The sequence below is a fragment of the Streptomyces sp. TSRI0107 genome, from assembly GCF_001905845.1.
GTDB lineage: Bacteria > Actinomycetota > Actinomycetes > Streptomycetales > Streptomycetaceae > Streptomyces.
Genome location: NZ_LIVZ01000018.1, coordinates 125,409 through 142,468, shown reverse-complemented (window position 1 = coordinate 142,468; position 17,060 = coordinate 125,409). Strand labels below are relative to the sequence as shown.

The 17,060-nt window shown below is 68.5% G+C and carries 15 protein-coding genes and 1 pseudogene; 2 read left to right on the top strand and 14 right to left on the bottom strand.

Annotated features, from left to right (window positions below):
* Positions 1–190: 190 nt before the first annotated feature.
* Entirely contained in the window at positions 191–469 is a 279-nt protein-coding gene (locus AMK31_RS36510) for a MarR family winged helix-turn-helix transcriptional regulator (RefSeq protein ID WP_073945042.1), read from the top strand.
* A gap of 482 nt (positions 470–951) precedes the next feature.
* Here the strand turns inward: AMK31_RS36510 and AMK31_RS36505 are convergent, their stop codons facing one another.
* The 3 genes from AMK31_RS36505 to AMK31_RS36495 form a co-directional block, all read right to left on the bottom strand.
* The gene (locus AMK31_RS36505) at positions 952–2,280 is read right to left on the bottom strand and encodes a DHA2 family efflux MFS transporter permease subunit (protein ID WP_198948653.1); all 1,329 of its coding nucleotides are present in this window, start codon (positions 2,278–2,280) and stop codon (positions 952–954) included.
* A 2-nt stretch (positions 2,281–2,282) separates the two neighbouring features.
* Complete coding sequence (locus tag AMK31_RS42225; protein ID WP_073945040.1) at positions 2,283–2,585, bottom strand: MFS transporter; 303 nt, start codon at positions 2,583–2,585, stop codon at positions 2,283–2,285.
* A gap of 218 nt (positions 2,586–2,803) precedes the next feature.
* Positions 2,804–3,364: an MMPL family transporter gene (locus AMK31_RS36495; RefSeq protein WP_274535993.1), complete on the bottom strand. Its 561-nt coding sequence runs from the start codon at positions 3,362–3,364 to the stop codon at positions 2,804–2,806.
* A gap of 308 nt (positions 3,365–3,672) precedes the next feature.
* Between AMK31_RS36495 and AMK31_RS39405 the strand changes: the two genes are divergently transcribed.
* Positions 3,673–5,985, top strand: a complete 2,313-nt coding sequence (locus AMK31_RS39405) for a pentapeptide repeat-containing protein (protein WP_079187083.1) — start codon at positions 3,673–3,675, stop codon at positions 5,983–5,985.
* Here AMK31_RS39405 and AMK31_RS36475 read toward each other — a convergent pair.
* The 11 genes and pseudogenes from AMK31_RS36475 to AMK31_RS36425 form a co-directional block, all read right to left on the bottom strand.
* The gene (locus AMK31_RS36475; RefSeq protein WP_073945038.1) at positions 5,935–6,492 is read right to left on the bottom strand and encodes a hypothetical protein; all 558 of its coding nucleotides are present in this window, start codon (positions 6,490–6,492) and stop codon (positions 5,935–5,937) included. The two genes, AMK31_RS39405 and AMK31_RS36475, sit on opposite strands and share 51 nt — an antisense overlap.
* A 358-nt stretch (positions 6,493–6,850) precedes the next feature.
* Entirely contained in the window at positions 6,851–7,405 is a 555-nt protein-coding gene (locus tag AMK31_RS36470) for a hypothetical protein (RefSeq protein WP_143204299.1), read from the bottom strand.
* Between the two features lie 235 nt (positions 7,406–7,640).
* Positions 7,641–8,846 (bottom strand): annotated as a pseudogene (locus AMK31_RS36465) (PP2C family protein-serine/threonine phosphatase).
* 455 nt (positions 8,847–9,301) lie between these two features.
* The gene (locus tag AMK31_RS36460) at positions 9,302–9,694 is read right to left on the bottom strand and encodes a DUF2267 domain-containing protein (RefSeq protein WP_073945036.1); all 393 of its coding nucleotides are present in this window, start codon (positions 9,692–9,694) and stop codon (positions 9,302–9,304) included.
* A 339-nt stretch (positions 9,695–10,033) separates the two neighbouring features.
* The gene (locus AMK31_RS36455; RefSeq protein ID WP_073945054.1) at positions 10,034–10,534 is read right to left on the bottom strand and encodes an Hsp20/alpha crystallin family protein; all 501 of its coding nucleotides are present in this window, start codon (positions 10,532–10,534) and stop codon (positions 10,034–10,036) included.
* A 54-nt stretch (positions 10,535–10,588) separates the two neighbouring features.
* Positions 10,589–12,403, bottom strand: a complete 1,815-nt coding sequence (locus AMK31_RS36450; protein ID WP_073945035.1) for an FAD-dependent oxidoreductase — start codon at positions 12,401–12,403, stop codon at positions 10,589–10,591.
* Positions 12,403–12,666, bottom strand: coding sequence for a UBP-type zinc finger domain-containing protein (locus tag AMK31_RS36445; RefSeq protein WP_073945053.1), 264 nt, complete (start codon positions 12,664–12,666; stop codon positions 12,403–12,405). Before AMK31_RS36445 ends, AMK31_RS36450 begins: the two co-directional genes overlap by 1 nt.
* Positions 12,667–12,671: 5 nt before the next feature.
* Positions 12,672–13,118, bottom strand: coding sequence for a thioredoxin (gene trxA / locus AMK31_RS36440; protein ID WP_073945034.1), 447 nt, complete (start codon positions 13,116–13,118; stop codon positions 12,672–12,674).
* Entirely contained in the window at positions 13,115–15,754 is a 2,640-nt protein-coding gene (gene clpB / locus AMK31_RS36435) for an ATP-dependent chaperone ClpB (protein WP_073945033.1), read from the bottom strand. Before clpB ends, trxA begins: the two co-directional genes overlap by 4 nt.
* Complete coding sequence (locus tag AMK31_RS36430; RefSeq protein ID WP_241842846.1) at positions 15,745–16,119, bottom strand: chaperone modulator CbpM; 375 nt, start codon at positions 16,117–16,119, stop codon at positions 15,745–15,747. The genes clpB and AMK31_RS36430 overlap by 10 nt, the downstream gene beginning before the upstream one ends.
* Positions 16,116–17,054 carry a DnaJ C-terminal domain-containing protein gene (locus tag AMK31_RS36425; protein WP_073945032.1) on the bottom strand — a complete coding sequence of 313 codons (939 nt, stop codon included), beginning with the start codon at positions 17,052–17,054 and terminating at the stop codon, positions 16,116–16,118. Before AMK31_RS36425 ends, AMK31_RS36430 begins: the two co-directional genes overlap by 4 nt.
* Positions 17,055–17,060 lie beyond the last annotated feature (6 nt).

The following is a 17,060-nucleotide window of genomic DNA, read 5'->3' as shown; positions in this document are numbered from 1 at the left end:
TCTCCCCATCCCTCACAGCCAGTCCAACGATCAGATGATCGGAAAGACACTGCCTAGCGCTGCGCGGCCGACCGCGCCCTAGCGGACGTCTTTGTCTCATCGGCAAGGGCGCCCGCACTCCGTTCCCGTAGGTGAGGGACGATGGTGTGGCCCTGAATCGCAGTTCCGCAGAAAGTGATCGATGTGACCAGTGCCCATCAGCATCCCTGTCTCGAAGATGCTGCGGCGCCTGGAGCAGGCCGGATTCGTCACCCGTTGTCCTTCCCCCGCCGACCGGCGGGCATCGGTCGTGTCCCTCACGGATGCCGGACGGGCGCTGCAGGAACAGGTCGCAGACCTCTGGAAGGAGCTCGAGGAAGCCGCAACCGCTCTGCTCAGCGAGGAACAGACGAAGACAGTGACAGCCTTGTTGAACCGGATCGAGGACGGCTTGCAGCAGTGCCCAGTCGATTCGCAATGCGCAGAGTAGAACCGGTCGGCATACAGAAACGGCGGTCCTGCACGCCGCAGGTCTGCGCGCGGCCTGGAGCTGCCGGTAGCCCGGCTCCGCCGGTCTCGGAACGGCGCAGTGTGCAGGGCCGTACGACTCGGGCGTCAGGTACGGCCCGCAGTGTCCGTCAGGCGTCCCAGCCTGCAGTTGGCAGTTGCAGTTGCAACTGCGGGTGTCGGTTGCCGGTTGCGAACCGGTGCGGTGCAGCCACTGCGTCGTGGTCCTCAGGTACGGGTACAGCGAGCGCAGGCCCTGGATGTCGGCCCTGAAGTCCTTGTCCTCGAAGAACTCGTGCATGCGAGCCAGGCCCTCCCTGCAGGCACGGACACACCCCAGGGGGCGCCTTGCCGATCAGGCCGGGCTCGCGGCGCCTGGCACCGCGGCTCGCCGCGTTGTCGTCACTGGCCCCGGTGTCGTCCACGGCGATCACTGAAGTGCCGTGGTCGGCTACATCGGCCCCGTCAGCGTGATGGCCCCGTCGACGAGCGGCGGCGCCGCCGCGTAGGTTCTTGGCCGCGTCGCCGACACCTCTGCCCTGGCGGATCTCGCCCTCGATGCCGTCGGGCGAGGCTGGAACCGTTGCGCTGAGCGCGCAGCGGCCCGGGCAGGATCAGGGAAGACGCTCGCTGCTGTCTGTGTCCGCGGGCTTGGTGGCCGCGTCCAGGCTCCGGCACCGGGTGGATGCTCGCGATGGCGTCCGCATCGCGGACGAACAGCGCGGCCACGAGGCCGAGCACCACGAGCACGGCGGTGACGAGGAAGATGTCGTGGTAGGCGCCGAAGACCGCATCCTGGCGGGCGGCGGCTCCGGCATCGGCGCCGAGGGCGCCGAGCCTGGAATCGGTGCGCGCGGAGAGCAGCGTGGCGACCAACGCGACGCCGGCGGCGCCTGCGACCTGGCGGGTGGTGGAGAACACCGACGAGGCTCGTGCGATCGCCCCAGGGGCGATCGTGGCGAAGGTGGCGGCCTGCAGCGGGATGACTGTGAGCGCCATGCCGGCCCCCATGGCGAAGAGCGGCAACCGGACCGCCCACAGAGTGGTGTCGGGGCCAACCGTCATGAGCATCGCCTGGGCGACGGCGACGACGGCGAATCCGGTCGCGAGCATGCGGCGGGGGCCGATCTTCGGGTACAGGCGCCCGGCCGGTTGGAGGAACGCCAGCATGCCCAGGGCTTGGAACATCGTGACCAGGCCGGAGCCCGTCGCATCGACGCCCATCTGATAGTGCAGAAGCAGCAGCACCAGGAACAGCGCGCCCATCATCGCCCCCGACGTGGGCAGCATCAGCAGGTTGCCGATCCGGAACAACCGGTCCTTCAACAGCCGCAGGTCGATCATCCGCTCGGCACGCGCCGGCTCGATCGCGGTGAACACGGCCGCCAGGGCGAGGCCGGCGCCCAGCGACACCAGTACCCCGTTGGTGGCCCATCCTTCTCGAGCGCCCCGGTCGAGGCCGTAGAGCAACAGCGCGAGTGCGGCACCGCCGGACAGGAACCCGGCGGCATCGAAACGGCCAGGGTGATCCGCGCGCTCCTCGTGAAGGGCCACCTTCGCGAAGACGAGGCCGAGGACGCCGATCGGCACCTTGAGGAAGAAGATCCACCGCCAGCTGATGTTGTCGACCATCCAGCCTCCGAGCACCGGGCCGAAGGCCGGAGCGAGGGTCGTCGGTACCGACAGGACCGCAGATGCCTTGGCCCTCTCGGCCGGCGGAAAAGCACGGAACAGCATGGCTGTGCCGACCGGGGTGAGTAGTCCGCCGCCGAGCCCCTGGGCGACCCTGGCCACGATCAGCTCACCGAGGGAGCCCGCGACTCCGCCCACGCCGAGGCAGCGGTGAAGACCGCCAGCGCGAACAGGAACGTGCGCTTGGTGCCGAACCGGTCGGCGATCCATCCCGAAGCGGGGATGAACACCGCCACGCTGACCATGTAGCCGGTGACCAGCCACTGCAGCGTCGCGGTCCCGGCGTCGAAATGCCGGCCGAGTGCGGGCAGCGCGGTGTTCAGCACGGTCATGTCGAGGATCTCCATGAACAGACCGAATACGAACGCGGTGGCTACCAGCCACTTGTACGGCAGTCGTTGCAGCACGGTGATGACTCCTGTTGATGTGCCGGCCGAGTTCTTGCTGCCGATCGGCCGGATCGAATGGGGGAATGAAATGCCTTACGTCAGGCCGTGCTGGGCCCGGCCACCCCGGCAGGCCCGCGGTCAGTTGACGCCGGTGCCGTCGGAGCAGGTCGCGGCCTCGCCGTGCGCCCGCCCAAGTCGTCGACCGCCCGCTCAGCGCATCGACCAGTGGCAGGTGCCTACTGCGCTCCTGAAGACCGCGTGCCGGCCGTCGACGACGTTGCTGGGCACTGGTACACACCGAGCGTCGCGAAGGCCGCCACGATCGTCAGTGCCGCCGAGGTCACCGCCGTGCCCACCCGCTCGGCCACGTCCGCGGCCACCACACGGTGGTGCTCCTGCGGGCGCCGTCGCAGCTCCTCGCGGAAGCGGAACAACAGGAAGAGGAAGTAGTCGACGCCGATGCCGATCAGCACCGTGCCGATCATGCTCGGGGTGCCCGGGTCCAGTTCGAAACCGGTCAGGAGGGCAGCACCTACGACCGTGCCGACGGCGGCGCCCCCCACCACGGTCACCGCGAACAGCGGGGCGAACGCGGCCAGGACGCTGCGGAACACGAGCACGTTGATCAGAACGATCAGCCCGACCACCAGCAGCCCGACCACCGTCTGCGTGGTCTCCTCCGCGTCGGCGCGGTCCACCACGTCCGCCATGCCACCGGTGAACCCCGTGCGCAGCCCGGCCTCGCCGAACTCCTGCTGTGCGCGGTCGTGGAAGACCCGGTACGAGCTGTGGGTGATGATCTAGCCGATGCTGCCCAAGTCGAGCGTCGGGCCCGGCGCCACGGGCGCAAACGGCATTTACTACCAGCCTTCGGTCGAAATGTGCCCAATCATGATTAATCTAGGCAGGTGGCCATCGTCACCGTCATCTCCAGGGTCCGGCATGCCAGCACATCATCCCGCGCCGCAGTGTGGCTGGGACTCTTGGTTGCCGTCACGCTGCCGGAGGACTTGTGAACAGCTCTCCATCTGGGAAGTGGCCGTACTGCGGATTGAACGCCACCGCTGATGATCAAGATGGTTGCACAGGTGTCCGAGTCTCGGGAATGGATGCCTGTCTGGCCCACGTAGATGGCGCATCCCGTGCTGCTTACCTAGCCACCCTCGGCCCTGGTGCTGACATCGACCTCCGCGGGACGGCGTTCACCGAAGAGCTCCTCGATGAGCTCTTCGACGCTGTCCGCGACCCAGCGACCGGGAACCCGACATTCGGCAACGTCCTCTTCGACAACGCGACCTTCTCCGACGTTGCGGACTTCGACCACACGTCGTTTCGCGACATCGCAGTCTTCAACGATGTGACGTTTCGCGAGATGGCCACGTTCTATGGCGCAACCTTCTCCCGCAGCGCCTGGTTCCAGGGGGCAACGTTCGCGAGCCTTTCCAATTTCGATCAGGTCACGTTCTGCCGTGAGGCTCAGTTCGATCGAGCAAAGTTCAACATCGCGTTCTTCTTCGGATCAAGATTCTCTCGCCGGGCTGAATTCAAGGGGGCAAGGCTCGGTGCCGCCGCGTTCGAGGGGGCGAAGTTCAGGGGTGCCGCCAACTTCCCGGGTGCGACCTTCAACAGCGCCGAGTTCCAGAAGGCGACATTCGATGGTCCTGCGAACTTCCAGGAGGCGACGTTTGGGAGTGCCGAGTTCCAGGACGCAACGTTCGCCGAGACCACCGAGTTCAAGGACGCGAAGTTCTCGGAAGACGCCTGGTTCAGCGGCGCTACCTTCTCCGGCCCCACCTCGTTCATCGGCGAGACGACCTTCTCAGCTGACGCCATCTTCGGCGCCATCTACGACACCACCGATGGACAAGAGTCCAAACTACACTGCGGGGCAACGTTCGAAGGCAGCACCTCGTTCGATGGAGTGACGTTCCCCCTGGACGCTTGGTTCAACGAGACGACCTTCCGCGCCGACGCCAAGTTCAGCAAGGCCACGTTTTCAGGCCAATGCGTGTTCGATGACGCTAGGTTCGGAACAGCACGCTTCAGCGAGGCAACCTTCGCCCGCTACGCCCAGTTCAAGGGAACAAGGTTCTCCGCCGACGCACATTTCAGCGAAGCGCGCTTTGAAAGCGAGCGGAAACTGGGACCACTCACGGCAACCGGCGCAATCCATCTACGGGGCGCCGTGTTCGTCGAGCCCGTGACCGTGCACGCCGCCGCAGCGCAGTTGGTCTGCTCGGGTGCCCGATTCGAAGGTCCTGCAACGCTACATGCCCGCTACGCCGACGTGGATCTCTCTGAGGCCGTCCTCTCCCAGCCGACCACCGTGACCTCTACCCGAGAACCCGTGCCACCCGAGAACGACCTACTCCCCGAAGAGAGACCACTGGCTTCCACGCGCGGCACGGCGACCGCGTCAATCACATCGCTGCGTCGCGTCGACACCGCGTTGCTGGTGCTTACGAATCTCGACCTGAGCCGTTGCGCCTTCAACGGCGCCCACCATCTGGACCAGTTGCGGCTTGAAGGCGAGTGCACGTTTGCCTCCCCGCCGAAGAGCTTGAGGTGGCGGGGTGTTCCATTCCGTTGGACACAACGGCAGGTTCTTGCTGAGGAGCACCACTGGCGTGCGTTGGAGGTACACCATGCAGCCAAGCGGAATGGCTGGACGAAAGGCCCCGCTCATCGTCACCCAGGGCAGACACCCGGCCCCGCGACGTTGGGAGTGCTGTACCGGCAGCTACGTAAATCATTCGAGGACAACAAGGATGAGCCAGGGGCGGCCGACTTCTACTACGGCGAAATGGAGATGCGCCGGCATGACCGCAGCAGATCCTCCCCTGCTGAGCGTGGCCTCCTGCATGCGTACTGGGTGCTTTCGGGCTACGGTCTGCGGGCTTCCCGGGCGCTGGCCTGGCTGATCCTCGCGATGGCCACCACGGTCTTTGCTCTGATGCTCTGGGGACTACCGAACGCTGCTCCGAAGCCTCACGTGACAGGGACCCAACCTCGCGCTGGACAGCCGGTAGCCCTCACCGTCGACACTCCAGCACCCATCCTCGCCGGTCCACTCCGCGACCGGATCACTGGCGCACGCGCAGGCGACCTCGGTGTGCAGTACGAACAGGATGCCCTGAACACCAGCCGGTCAGGATGCCGCTTGCGCCCGGGGTGCCGGGTCCGACGCTCGACCCCTTGGGTAGCAGTGGCTCGATCATCGCCCACAGCTTGTCGTCTGTTTCCCAGCCACCCAGCACCCCCGGATCATCAGTCCCAGAGTGATCCAGCCACCCTGAAGATCATTTCGTTGGGGGTCCTTGTGCTCACCCGCCTTCGTCCGGACTGCGGCGCCCAACTCGGCGCGACCTCATCGCTCAAGGACGTCAGTGATCTCCACAGACACCTCCGTGTCCGATGAAGCCGTGCTGATTAACGACGGCGTGTAGCGCAGGCTTGTCTGGTCTGACAGCTCAGCCGTCTCAATGACCGGGCCGGACTCATCTCCGTTGATTTCGTAGGTGATCTCGTACACCGCGTTCGGGTTGATGTCCTCGCTGATGCCCAGGTAGGTCACCTTCGGCTCGACCGTCACATTGCAGCCCGCCGACCCGAAACACTGCCGCTCAGTGGTGCGCAAGGCGATTGCGAAGCTGTCCGCGTCCACCTCGTCGTACGTCGGCTCCGAGTCCGGCTCCTCTGCGGCGGCGGTCACAACGTCTTCGGCGGGGGCGCTCGACTTGGCGGTGGCGGCCGGTTTGCTGTCGTCGTCTCGGGACTGCACGACGACGATGCCGGTGGCGACGACCGCGGCAATGACGGCAGCAGCCGCGCCGATGATGATTGCGTTGGTGCGGTTCCGCGTGGGAGCCGATGGCTCGGGTTGCATGGGCGGCGGGAACTCCGGCGGCGGTGGCGTGTGAGTCATGGTTCCCCCTGGGTGGCCTGTGCTGTGGGCTGCATGATGCACGGGCGTGCAGGTTATGGGTGGGCGCTGTGTCCGGACCGTGACAACGATTCACCCGACCGTGGCTGTGTGCGGGTCCTACCCTCAGCGCACCAAGCAACGGGGGTACACCGATGCGCAGAACAACCACCGCGCTTCTCCCCGTCGGCGCGACCGCCTGCGCCAGTAGCGACAGCAGCGATCCGAAGCCGTCCGAGGGGGCCGTTGGCACGGGCGGTCGAATTCACGCCGGCACGTCTTCCGGGTAGCTGGACTGGTTCGCCGGGACCGGCCTCGACTTGCAGCGGGCGCGGCGCTCAAGGAGGGCTGATTCCCGCGCTCAGTGGGAGTCGTCCTCCTGGCCGTCCGTGTCGTCACCGGGGCGGCGTGCGTAGCGCTCCCAGGCTCGGTGCGCGACGTACACGACGGGAGCGATGAGCGGGAGCTTCTCTGCGAACTCGTCGAGGACGGCGTCGGTGGTCTCGGACTGGAACGACACCTGCATGAGCGCAAGAAGCGTCACCAGGCCGCAGAAGTAGACGAATGCCTGCTTCTGCCATCTGCGCGGAATGAATTCGGTCTGGGAGCTGGTGAACTCGCGCACGGTGGCCGCCAGTGCGGCGACCTGCTCCTCGGTGGGCTCCTGCCGGGCTGAGGCGGCCGCCTGGTAGGCCTCGTCGAGAAGCTGGTTGACGCGCTCGCGGTCGCCGGGAGCCAACGCCTGCACGAGAGGCAGCACACTGCTGCCCATGGCGTCCCACATGGCCTGCGGGGGCACCATGGCAACGAGCGCGCGAGAGAGCTGGGTGAAGCGTTCCTGGAAAGCGGGACGAGCCATCGCGGCTTCTATCAGCGCGATGAGGGATGGGTCCTCGTGGATGGAGTCGGTTGCCATAGTCGTCACCATTCCACACGCGCCCGACACCATCAGCCCAATCCTGCATCGCGGTGGGTGTGACCGGAGCCATCACGGTCGTAGGGCCTCCCGTGGCAACGGGGAGGCTGGGCGGCAGCGGCTGGCGCGACCGGTTGCTGAGTTGGCTGACAGATCGCCAGTGAAGGCACAGCCTGCTCGCCCTGGCGGCAGCAGGTGCTGACCAGGCGTTGTCTCGATCTCTATACCGTCCCGGTCAGGGCGGTCGGATCATCGCGGCCAGGCGGACGACGACCAGGGCGATGTCGTCGCTTGCGCCGCTGCTGAGGTCCAGGCGCGCCAGGAGGGCGTCGGCGAGATGTTCCGCGCCGAAACCGGTGCAGGTGGCGAGCATGTCGGTCAGGCGGGTCAAGGCCGGCGTCGATGTTCTCACCGCGGCGTTCGATCAGGCCGTCGGTGTAGAGGATGAGGGTGTCGCCGGGGGTGTAGGTGGTGGTGGCCTGGGGGCGGGGGACGTGTTCGGGACGGGCGCCCAGCGGTGGGTCGGTGGCCTGGTCGAGGAGGTCGCAGGTGCCGTCGGGGTGGAGCAGGACGGGCGGGGGGTGGCCGGCGCTGCTGTAGATGAGCAGATGGCTGTGACAGTCGACGAGGACCTGGACGGCCGTCGCGGCCAGTGCTCCCTCGACTGAGCGCGCGTACAGCCCCAGGACCTCCAGCGCTTGGGCGGGGCCGTGGACGGTGCGGGTGGCGGCACTCAGTGCGCTGCGGAGCCTGCCCATGACGGTGGCGGCCATCAGCCCGTGGCCGACCACGTCGCCGACTGCGACGGTGAAGCGGCCCGCGGGCAGGTCGACCGCGTCGTACCAGTCGCCGCACACGTTCAAGGCCCCGGTCGCGGGCAGGTAGCGCACGGCGACGTCGGGGTGCCGGGCCAGGTCCGGGGTGTGGAGCATGGTTTCCTGCAGGGCGATGGCGATGCGCCGTTCACGGGCGTGGGCCTGTCGCAGTTCCTCGTTCAGCTCTGCTGCAGTTGCCGTGCCCGGGCGTACAGCTCGGCTTCCATGGCCGCTTCCCGGCCGGGGCTGACCGACGGCAGGTACGCCGTGCGGCGGGTGCGGACGGCGTCGGTCATGTCCTCGGACCGGTGGAGGATCCAGGCGACCTTTCCGTCCGGGCCGAGGACGGGCACGTTGATCGCGGTCCACCACCGCTCCTTGAACACCTCGGGGTCGTCGGCGACCGGGATGTCGTACTTCTGCAGCGCCATATGATCGGTCTGGCCGGAGGACAGCACCCGGTGCAGCGAGGCCTTCAGCGTCTCCAGCCCGTCGGCCTCCGGGTCGGCGGGGTTGTCCGGGAAGACGTCGAAGAGATATTGCCCGACCAGCTCGGCCCGGCTGCGTCCGGTCACCTCGCAGAAGGCCTGGTTGGCAGCGGCGGTCACCAGGTCCGTACCCAGCATCAGGCACGGGCTCGGAAGGGTGGCGAACACCGCCGTGTAGTCGATCTCCGATGCCGTCACACGTGGGTCCCTGCGAGTTGCTCCCTCTTCAATCTACGAACTGCCCCGCCCCCCCTGCCCGCCGAGTTCCCCGTGGCGGCGGGGGTGGCGGCTGCGTACCCCGTCCGGCGTGCGCCCCGTCCGGGACCCCTCGCGCTGTGTGTGTCCCAACCCGGTGGTCTCGGCGCCGCAGGGGAGGCCGCGCGATTTACCAGAACGCCGCACGCCGCGCCGAGACCGCCTCGGCCCCCGCTCTGCACTCCTGACGCTCCGGGACGGCCAGCCGCCGCAGAGCCGGGAGTGATGAGCAGGGACGACCTCGTGGCGCGCTGGGCCACGGCAGCAGAACCACGAAAATCCATCCACGTAGAACTGCCGACGATCATCACGCTCAGCAACCACCGTGCCTCACGGGCTCAGTCCGCGAGGTCGGCCTTGCCGAACAGGACCGCGTAACTGGAGGGGAGCTGACTGATGATCTGATTCAGCTCTCCGCCAGTGACAGCGTCGGCGACGGTGGTCAGGACCGCGCTGGCGTCCCACTGCGCCGTACGCGGCCGGGCGTGGGTGCGCTCGGCGACCTGGCGGTAGAACTCTTCGATCCCAAAGCTTCGCGCCTGCTGCGGCGTGGCGTGGTCCAGGACTTGTCCCAGCGGGCCGGGCAGCTGGGATGCGAGGTCCTTGACCTCTCCCGGGCTGATCCGTTGGGCCAGCACTTCCAGGACGGCGTTGGTGACGTCCGCGGCTTCGTCCTGGTCGTTGTACTCGCCTCGCTCACGCACACGGGCGAGGAATCCGTCGTATTTCATACCTGACTTCCTTCCGCCTTGGTCACCGCTGGTCAGGGGTCGCCCGGTGCGCCGCCGGGTCGGCCGGGTCCGTCCGCTGGGTAGCTGCCGCTCGCAAGGCCCTTGGCCCGAGACTCACGCAGGGCACGGGCGAAGCGCCGGGGGCCGTCCGGCCTGCTCTTCTTGGAGCGCGTGGGTTCACGACCTGCCGTGCCCGCGGTGCCGGCCGTCGTCGGCGGATACAGGGTGCTGCCCGGTCCGGTACCCGGGTGGTCACGGCGGGCGCCTACACCCGGCGGCGGGCGGCGCAGTCGGCGACTTTAGGACCGCGCTCACCATCAGACAGGCCGAGTTCGCGTCTCAGCCGCTGCTCTCGGTACTTTCACTTGTCTCGGTGATCTCGACGTGTCGCGGCTTTGCGACGTCGGCCTTGGGGACGGTGATGCTGAGCACTCCGTCCTGCATCTCAGCCTTGATCTTGTCGGTGTCCAGTTCCCCGGGCAGCCGCAAACGGTACTCGAAGGCTCCGACGCGGCGGGTGCTGCGGCGCAGGACGCCCTTGCGTTCCCGCTCCTTGATCTCTCCGGTGACGACGAGTTCGGGACCGTTGGCCTCTACGTCAATGTCCTTGCTCTTCACACCGGGGAGTTCGATCTCTATGAGGAACGCGTCCTCGGATTCCGACACGTCCGCGAGAGGCGTCCACGCAACCGCGGGTGCCGCGCCCACCGTCGACTCGAGCAGACCGCTCATCTGGTTGAGCAGTTCGTCGAACTCGACCAGGGGATTGACAGGGGTGGGTGCCCAGACGGGCCTTTCCTGCAGGCCGCCACCGCGGTGGCGCCGGACGGGCATGGCCATCGCCATCGCCATCGCCTCCTTCTTCCTTCTCGTGATCTCGTCGTCCGCCACTCGTCATGCGAGCCATGCGGACTCCTTGTGACGTATGCGTGGGGAGACGTCCGAGTGGCCCGCGACAGCTGACGTGCCCGTGGTGCCGGGAACGGCCGAGTGCCCCAGGTGCCGGTGCACGAAGTGGATGGCCATCGCGCCCTCACCGGCCGCGGAGGCCACCCGCTTCACCGAGCCGCTGCGGACGTCCCCGACCGCGAAGACCCCGGGCAGGCTGGCCTCCAGGGTCATGCACGAGCGCCCGCGGCCGTGCCACACCTCGGGGGAGGCGCAGGCTTCCTGGGCCTCCGGCCCGGTGAGGACGAAGCCGCGGGAGTCGAGGGCGACGGTGCCGGCGAGCCACTCGGTGTGAGGTTCGGCGCCGGTGAAGACGAACAGGCTCCGTACCGCGAGCCGGCGGTGCCCGCCCGTGCGGTTGTCGACCACGTCGAGCTCCTCCAGCACTTCCTGGCCGATGACCTCGGTGACCTCGGTGTGCAGCATGACCTCCACCCGCGGATGGCGCTCGACCTGGTCGACCAGGTAGCGGGACATGTTGGCCTCAAGACTGGCTCCTCGGACCAGCAGGTGCACCTTCGGCGCGTATCCGGCGAGGAACAGGACCGCCTGGCCCGCCGAGTTGCCTCCGCCGACGACGGCCACCGGGTCGGTGCGGCACTGCTGGGCCTCGTAGACGGTCGCCGAGTAGTGCACGCTCGTTCCCTCCAAGTGTTCGATGCCGGGCACCCGGAGCCGGCGGTAGCGGGCACCCATGGCCAGGACGACGGCGCGGGCAGCGATCTCGCTGCCGTCGGCGAACGCCACGACGTAGTGGTCGTCATCCTTGGGATGCAGACCGGTCGCCTCCAGCGGAATGCTGATCCTGGCGCCGAACTTGCCGGCCTGGAGTACGGCGCGTTCGGTGAGTTCGGCGCCGGAGATGCCGGACGGGAATCCGAGCAGATTCTCGATGCGGGACGACGTGCCGGCCTGGCCGCCGGTGGCCATCGCCTCCACCACTGTGGTGCTCAGGCCCTCGGAGGCGGCGTAGACCGCGGCAGCGAGGCCGGCGGGTCCGGAGCCCACGATGAGGACGTCGCCGTGACGGTTTCCGGCGGGCAGTGACGGCAGGCCGATGAGCCGGGCCAGTTCCGCGTTGCTGGGGTTGCGCAACAAGGTGGTGTCCCGCCAGATGACGAGTGGTGTCTCCGCCGGGCCGACGCCGAAGCGGCGCAGCAGCTCCTCGGCCTCCTCGTCGGTCTCCAGGTCGATCCAGCGGTGCGGCAGCCGGTTGCGGACGGCGAACTCGCGCAGCCGTCTGGTGTCGGGCGAATAGCGCGAGCCGATGATGCGGAAGCCGGCGCCCTGTCCGACGAGCAGCGCGCGACGGCACAGACAGGCACGCAGCACGATGTCCCCGAGGGTGGGGTCCTGGGACACCAGGTGGCGCAACTGGTCCAAGGAGACGACAAGGACCTCGCCGGGCTCCCTGACGACAGCGGTGTAGAAGGCCACTTGTCCGTACAGCAGGCCGAGTTCGCCGATGAAGCGACCTGGGCCGTGCACGCGCAGCACGTGCTCGCCGGGAGTGCCGTAGTCCTCGACGACGGCGACGGAACCGCTGAGGACGACGAAGAACGTCTCGCAGCGCTCGCCCTCCCGGATCAGCACGTCGTTCGGAGCCATGCTCCGGCGTTGCCCGTGCTCCTCCAGACGTGCTGTCTGGTCCTCCGTGAGGCGCGGGTACGCGCCGTAGATGTCCGGGGTCTCCCAGAAGGCGGCCTCGTCCGCTTTCTCCGGCACCGGTTCTTCGCCCGGCAGCGACTGGTCGCCGGACATCAGACGAACGCCTCGTGAACGAAGCACCAGCGCCATTCCTCGCCGGGCTGGAACGACTGCACGATCGGATGGGCGACGCCAGCTGCGTGCCTGCGCGCGTGCTTGTTCGGCGACGAGTCGCAGCAGCCGACGTGCCCGCAGGTCAGGCAGAGCCTCAGGTGGACCCACGGGGAGCCGAGTACCAGACACTCCTGACACCCTTCCGGGGTCAGCGGCTGGACCGGCCGGACAAGCGCGAGGTGGGGGTCTGCATGCAGGGTCATCCGGATCACCCTTTCCTGGCGCTGATCGACTGTTCCACCCACCGGCGCAGAGCGGGGGCGGGCGCCGCCCCCGCCTGCCGGGCGACCGTCTCGCCCCGGTCGAGGACCAGCAGTGTCGGTACGGCCTGGACCTCGAAACGCTGCGACAGTCGCGGGTTCCTGTCGACGTCGACCTTGACGAGTTTGATTCGGCCGGCGAGATCGGTGGCGACCTTCTCCAGTGCGGGGCTGACCATGCGGCAGGGGCCGCACCAGGTGGCCCACAGGTCGACGACGACGGGGACGTCGGCCCGCTCGGCGACCTCGGTGAAGTCGTCGTCGCCCGCGTCCACCATCCACGGTAGGGGCTGCTTGCAGTGGCCACACTTGGGGTGGCCCTCAGCGGCCACGGGCACCCGGTTGGTGCGCCCGCAGTTGGGACATCTGACGGTCGTGGCCTGCATCGTGCTCATGCCGCCCGCGCTCCCTTCACGTCCTCGGGCTGGTCGTAGGTGACCACCAGTTCCCCCGCCTCGGCGTCGACGCGGACCGTCGCGCCGTCCTGGACGTCACCGCGCAGCAGGGCGCGCCCGACCATCGTCTCGACCTCATGGGAGATGTAACGCCGCAGCGGCCGGGCCCCGTACACCGGGTCGTAGCCCTGGTGGGCGATCAACTCGCGTGCCACGTGGGTGAGTTCGACGGCGATGCGGCGTTCGGCGAGGCGACGGCGCAGCTCGTCGAACTGCAGCTCCACGATGCGCTCGATCTGCCGCTCGCCGAGCGGTTTGAACAGCACGATGTCGTCGACGCGGTTGAGGAACTCCGGGCGGAAGTGCCCGCGCAGCTCGCCCATCACCAGGGCGCGGGCGTCCGGCTTGATCTCACCCTCGGCGGTGGCGCCGTCGAGGAGGTGCTCGGAGCCGATGTTGGACGTCATGATGATCACGGTGTTACGGAAGTCCACGGTGCGGCCCTGAGCATCGGTGATGCGGCCGTCGTCGAGGACCTGCAGGAGGGTGTTGAAGACGTCGGTGTGGGCCTTCTCGATCTCGTCGAACAGCACGACCGAGTACGGCTTGCGGCGTACGGCCTCGGTGAGCTGGCCGCCTTCCTCGTAGCCGACGTATCCGGGCGGTGCGCCCATGAGCCGGCTGACGGTGTGCCGCTCCTGGTACTCGCTCATGTCGAGGCGGACCATGTTCTCCTCGGAGTCGAACAGGGCCGCCGCGAGGGTCTTGGCCAGCTCGGTCTTCCCGACGCCGGTGGGGCCGAGGAAGATGAACGAGCCGATGGGGCGGCGAGGGTCGCGGATGCCGGAGCGGGCGCGGATGATGGCGTCGGCGACGAGCTTGACGGCCTCGTCCTGGCCGATGACGCGCTCGCGCAGGATCTCGTCGAGGCGCAGCAGCTTCTCGCGTTCGCCCTCCTGGAGGCGGGCGACGGGGATGCCGGTCCAGGCGGCGACGATCTCGGCGATCTCCTCCTCGGTGACGACCTCGCGCAGCAGCCGGTTCTGCCCTTGCTTGGCGGTCAACTGCTCCTCCTCGGCCTTCAGCCGGCGCTCCAGGTCCTGGAGGCGGCCGTAGCGGAGTTCGGCGGCGCGGTTGAGGTCGTAGGCGCGTTCGGCCTCCTCCGCCTCGTGGCGGACCTGCTCCAGTTCCTGACGCAGTTCCTGCACGCGGCGGATCGCCTGACGCTCGGCCTCCCACTGGGCACGTTTGGCGTCGGCCTCGGCGCGCAGGTCGGCGAGTTCCCTGCACAGTTCCTCCAGGCGGGCCTTGCTGGCGGGGTCGGTCTCCTTGGACAGGGCGGCTTCCTCGATCTCCAGGCGGGTGACGCGGCGGGTGATCTCGTCGAGTTCGGCGGGCATCGAGTCGATCTCGGTGCGCAGCCGGGCGCACGCCTCGTCGACGAGGTCGATGGCCTTGTCGGGCAGGAACCGGTCGGTGATGTAACGGTGGGAGAGCGTCGCCGCCGCGACCAGGGAGGTGTCCTGGATCTTCACTCCGTGGAAGACCTCCAGGCGTTCGCGCAGTCCGCGCAGGATGGAGATGGTGTCCTCCACGCTGGGTTCGTCGACCAGCACCTGCTGGAAGCGGCGTTCGAGGGCGGCGTCCTTCTCGATGTGCTTGCGGTACTCGTCGAGGGTGGTGGCGCCGATCATGTGGAGTTCGCCGCGCGCGAGCATCGGCTTGAGCATGTTGCCCGCGTCCATGGCCCCTTCGGCGGCGCCCGCTCCTACGACGGTGTGGAGTTCGTCGACGAAGAGCAGGATCCGCCCCTGGGCGGCCTTCACCTCGCTCAGCACGGCCTTGAGGCGTTCCTCGAACTCGCCGCGGTACTTGGCGCCCGCCACGAGCGAGCCCATGTCGAGGGCGAACACCGTCTTGTCGCGCAGTCCTTCGGGGACGTCGCCGCGGACGATGCGCTGGGCCAGACCCTCCACGATGGCAGTCTTGCCGACGCCGGGGTCGCCGATCAGAACGGGGTTGTTCTTGGTCTTGCGGCTGAGGATCTGGGTGACGCGGCGGATCTCCGCGTCACGGCCGATGACGGGGTCCAGCCGCCCGGACCGAGCCTCGAGGACCAGGTCGCGGCCGTATTTCTCCAGGGCCTCGTAGGCAACCTCGGGGTTGGCGGAGGTGACCCGCTGGTTGCCGCGGACCTGGGTGAGCGCGCCGAGGAACGACTCCCGGGTCACGCCGTGCTCCTTGAGCAGGCGCCCGGCGGCGGTCGCCGAGCCCTCCTCGGCCAGGGCCAGCAGCAGGTGCTCCACGGACACGTACTCGTCCTTGAGGCGTTTGGCCTCCCGATCGGCCGCGTCGAGCAGGCGGGACAGGCGCTGGGTGACGAAGACCTGGCCCGGCGCCGCGCCCGGGCCGGTCACCTTCGGGCGGCGGGAGAGCTCTGCGCTTACGGCTGCGCGCACCTTCTCGGGCTCGGTGCCCGCCTGCTGCAGCAGCCGCGGGATCAGGCCCTCCTCCTGGTCGAGGAGGGCGAGCAGCAGATGCTCGCCGTCGACCTCGGTGTGGCCCAGGCGGCCGGCTGCGCTCTGGGCTTCCTGCAGGGCTTCCTGTGACTTCTGGGTCAGGCGGTTCATGTCCATGGGCGTAGATCACTCCTCATGCCTGCACGCCGCAGTGCGGCTTCGAGCAAGCTGATGCGGTCGAGCAGGTCGAGCACCAGACCGAGGGATGCGTAGTTCAGGCACAGCCCGGTGCGCAACCGCTGGACGCGGGCCAGGGCGGCCGGTGCGGTGGGTTCGAACACCAGCTCTCCGGAGGCGTCGCGCTCGGCCTCGACCAGGCCCAGAGCGACGAACCGGCGGATGAGGTCGGGATGGACGCCGGAGCGGCGGGCCACGGTCTGCAGAGAGAGCCTGGGCACCGGCACGATCGCGTACCGGACGCGTGCCGGCGCGGGAGCTGTCAGCCGAGACGCCTGGCGCGCCCCGGCGCGTGGGTCACTCATCGTGTCCTCCTGGGGTCGAACGAGGAGATGGCGGCGAGCTCCTCGAAGAGTGCGCGCTCCCGGTCGCTGAGACTGGACGGCACCATGACCCGGAGCTCGGCGTAGAGGTCGCCGTTCGTGCCGCGCGGGTTCGGCATGCCCTCACCGCGCAGCCGCAGCCGCCGGCCGCTGGACGAGCCCGCGGGCACGCTGACCTTCGCCGCCGCCCCGCTCGGTGTGGGCACCGGAACCGTCGCGCCCAGCGCGGCCTCCCAGGGCGTGACCGGAAGCTGCACGTACACGTCCCGGCCGTCGAGGCGGAACTGGGGGTGCGGCTGGATCCGCACCCGCAGGTACAGGTCCCCCGCGGGGGCGTCACCGTTGCCCCGGCCGCCCTCGCCCGCCAGCCGGATACGCTGCCCGTCGGTGACACCCGGTGGCACGTCGACCTCGTACCGCCGCGCCTGCCCGGTGGGACCGGCGAGTGTGACGGTGCGATGACCCCCGCGGTAGGCCTCCTCGACGGTGAGCGGCAGTTCGGCTTCCTGGTCGGCTCCGGGGACACGCATCCGTCCGGCGCCGCCGAAGAGGGAGCCGAACAGGTCCTCGACGTCGACGCCCTCCGCGCCGAAGCCGCTCGTGGCGTACTGGACCCGGGGGCCGCCCCCGGTGGACCAGCGGAAGCCGCCACCGGGTCCCGCGCCGGCACCGACCCGCTCCTCCCAGTCCTCGGGAACCTTCCGGAAGTCCTCGCCGAAGCGGTCGTAACGGGCCCGCTGGTCGGGGTCCGACAGGACACTGAACGCCTCGTTGATCTCCTTGAACCGCTCCTCCGCCGCGGGGTCCTTGTTGACGTCTGGGTGGTACCTGCGGGCCAGCTTGCGATACGCCCGCTGGATCTCGTCCTTGTCGGCGTCTCGCGGGACCCCGAGAACCTCGTAGAAGTCGCGTGCCATGGCCGC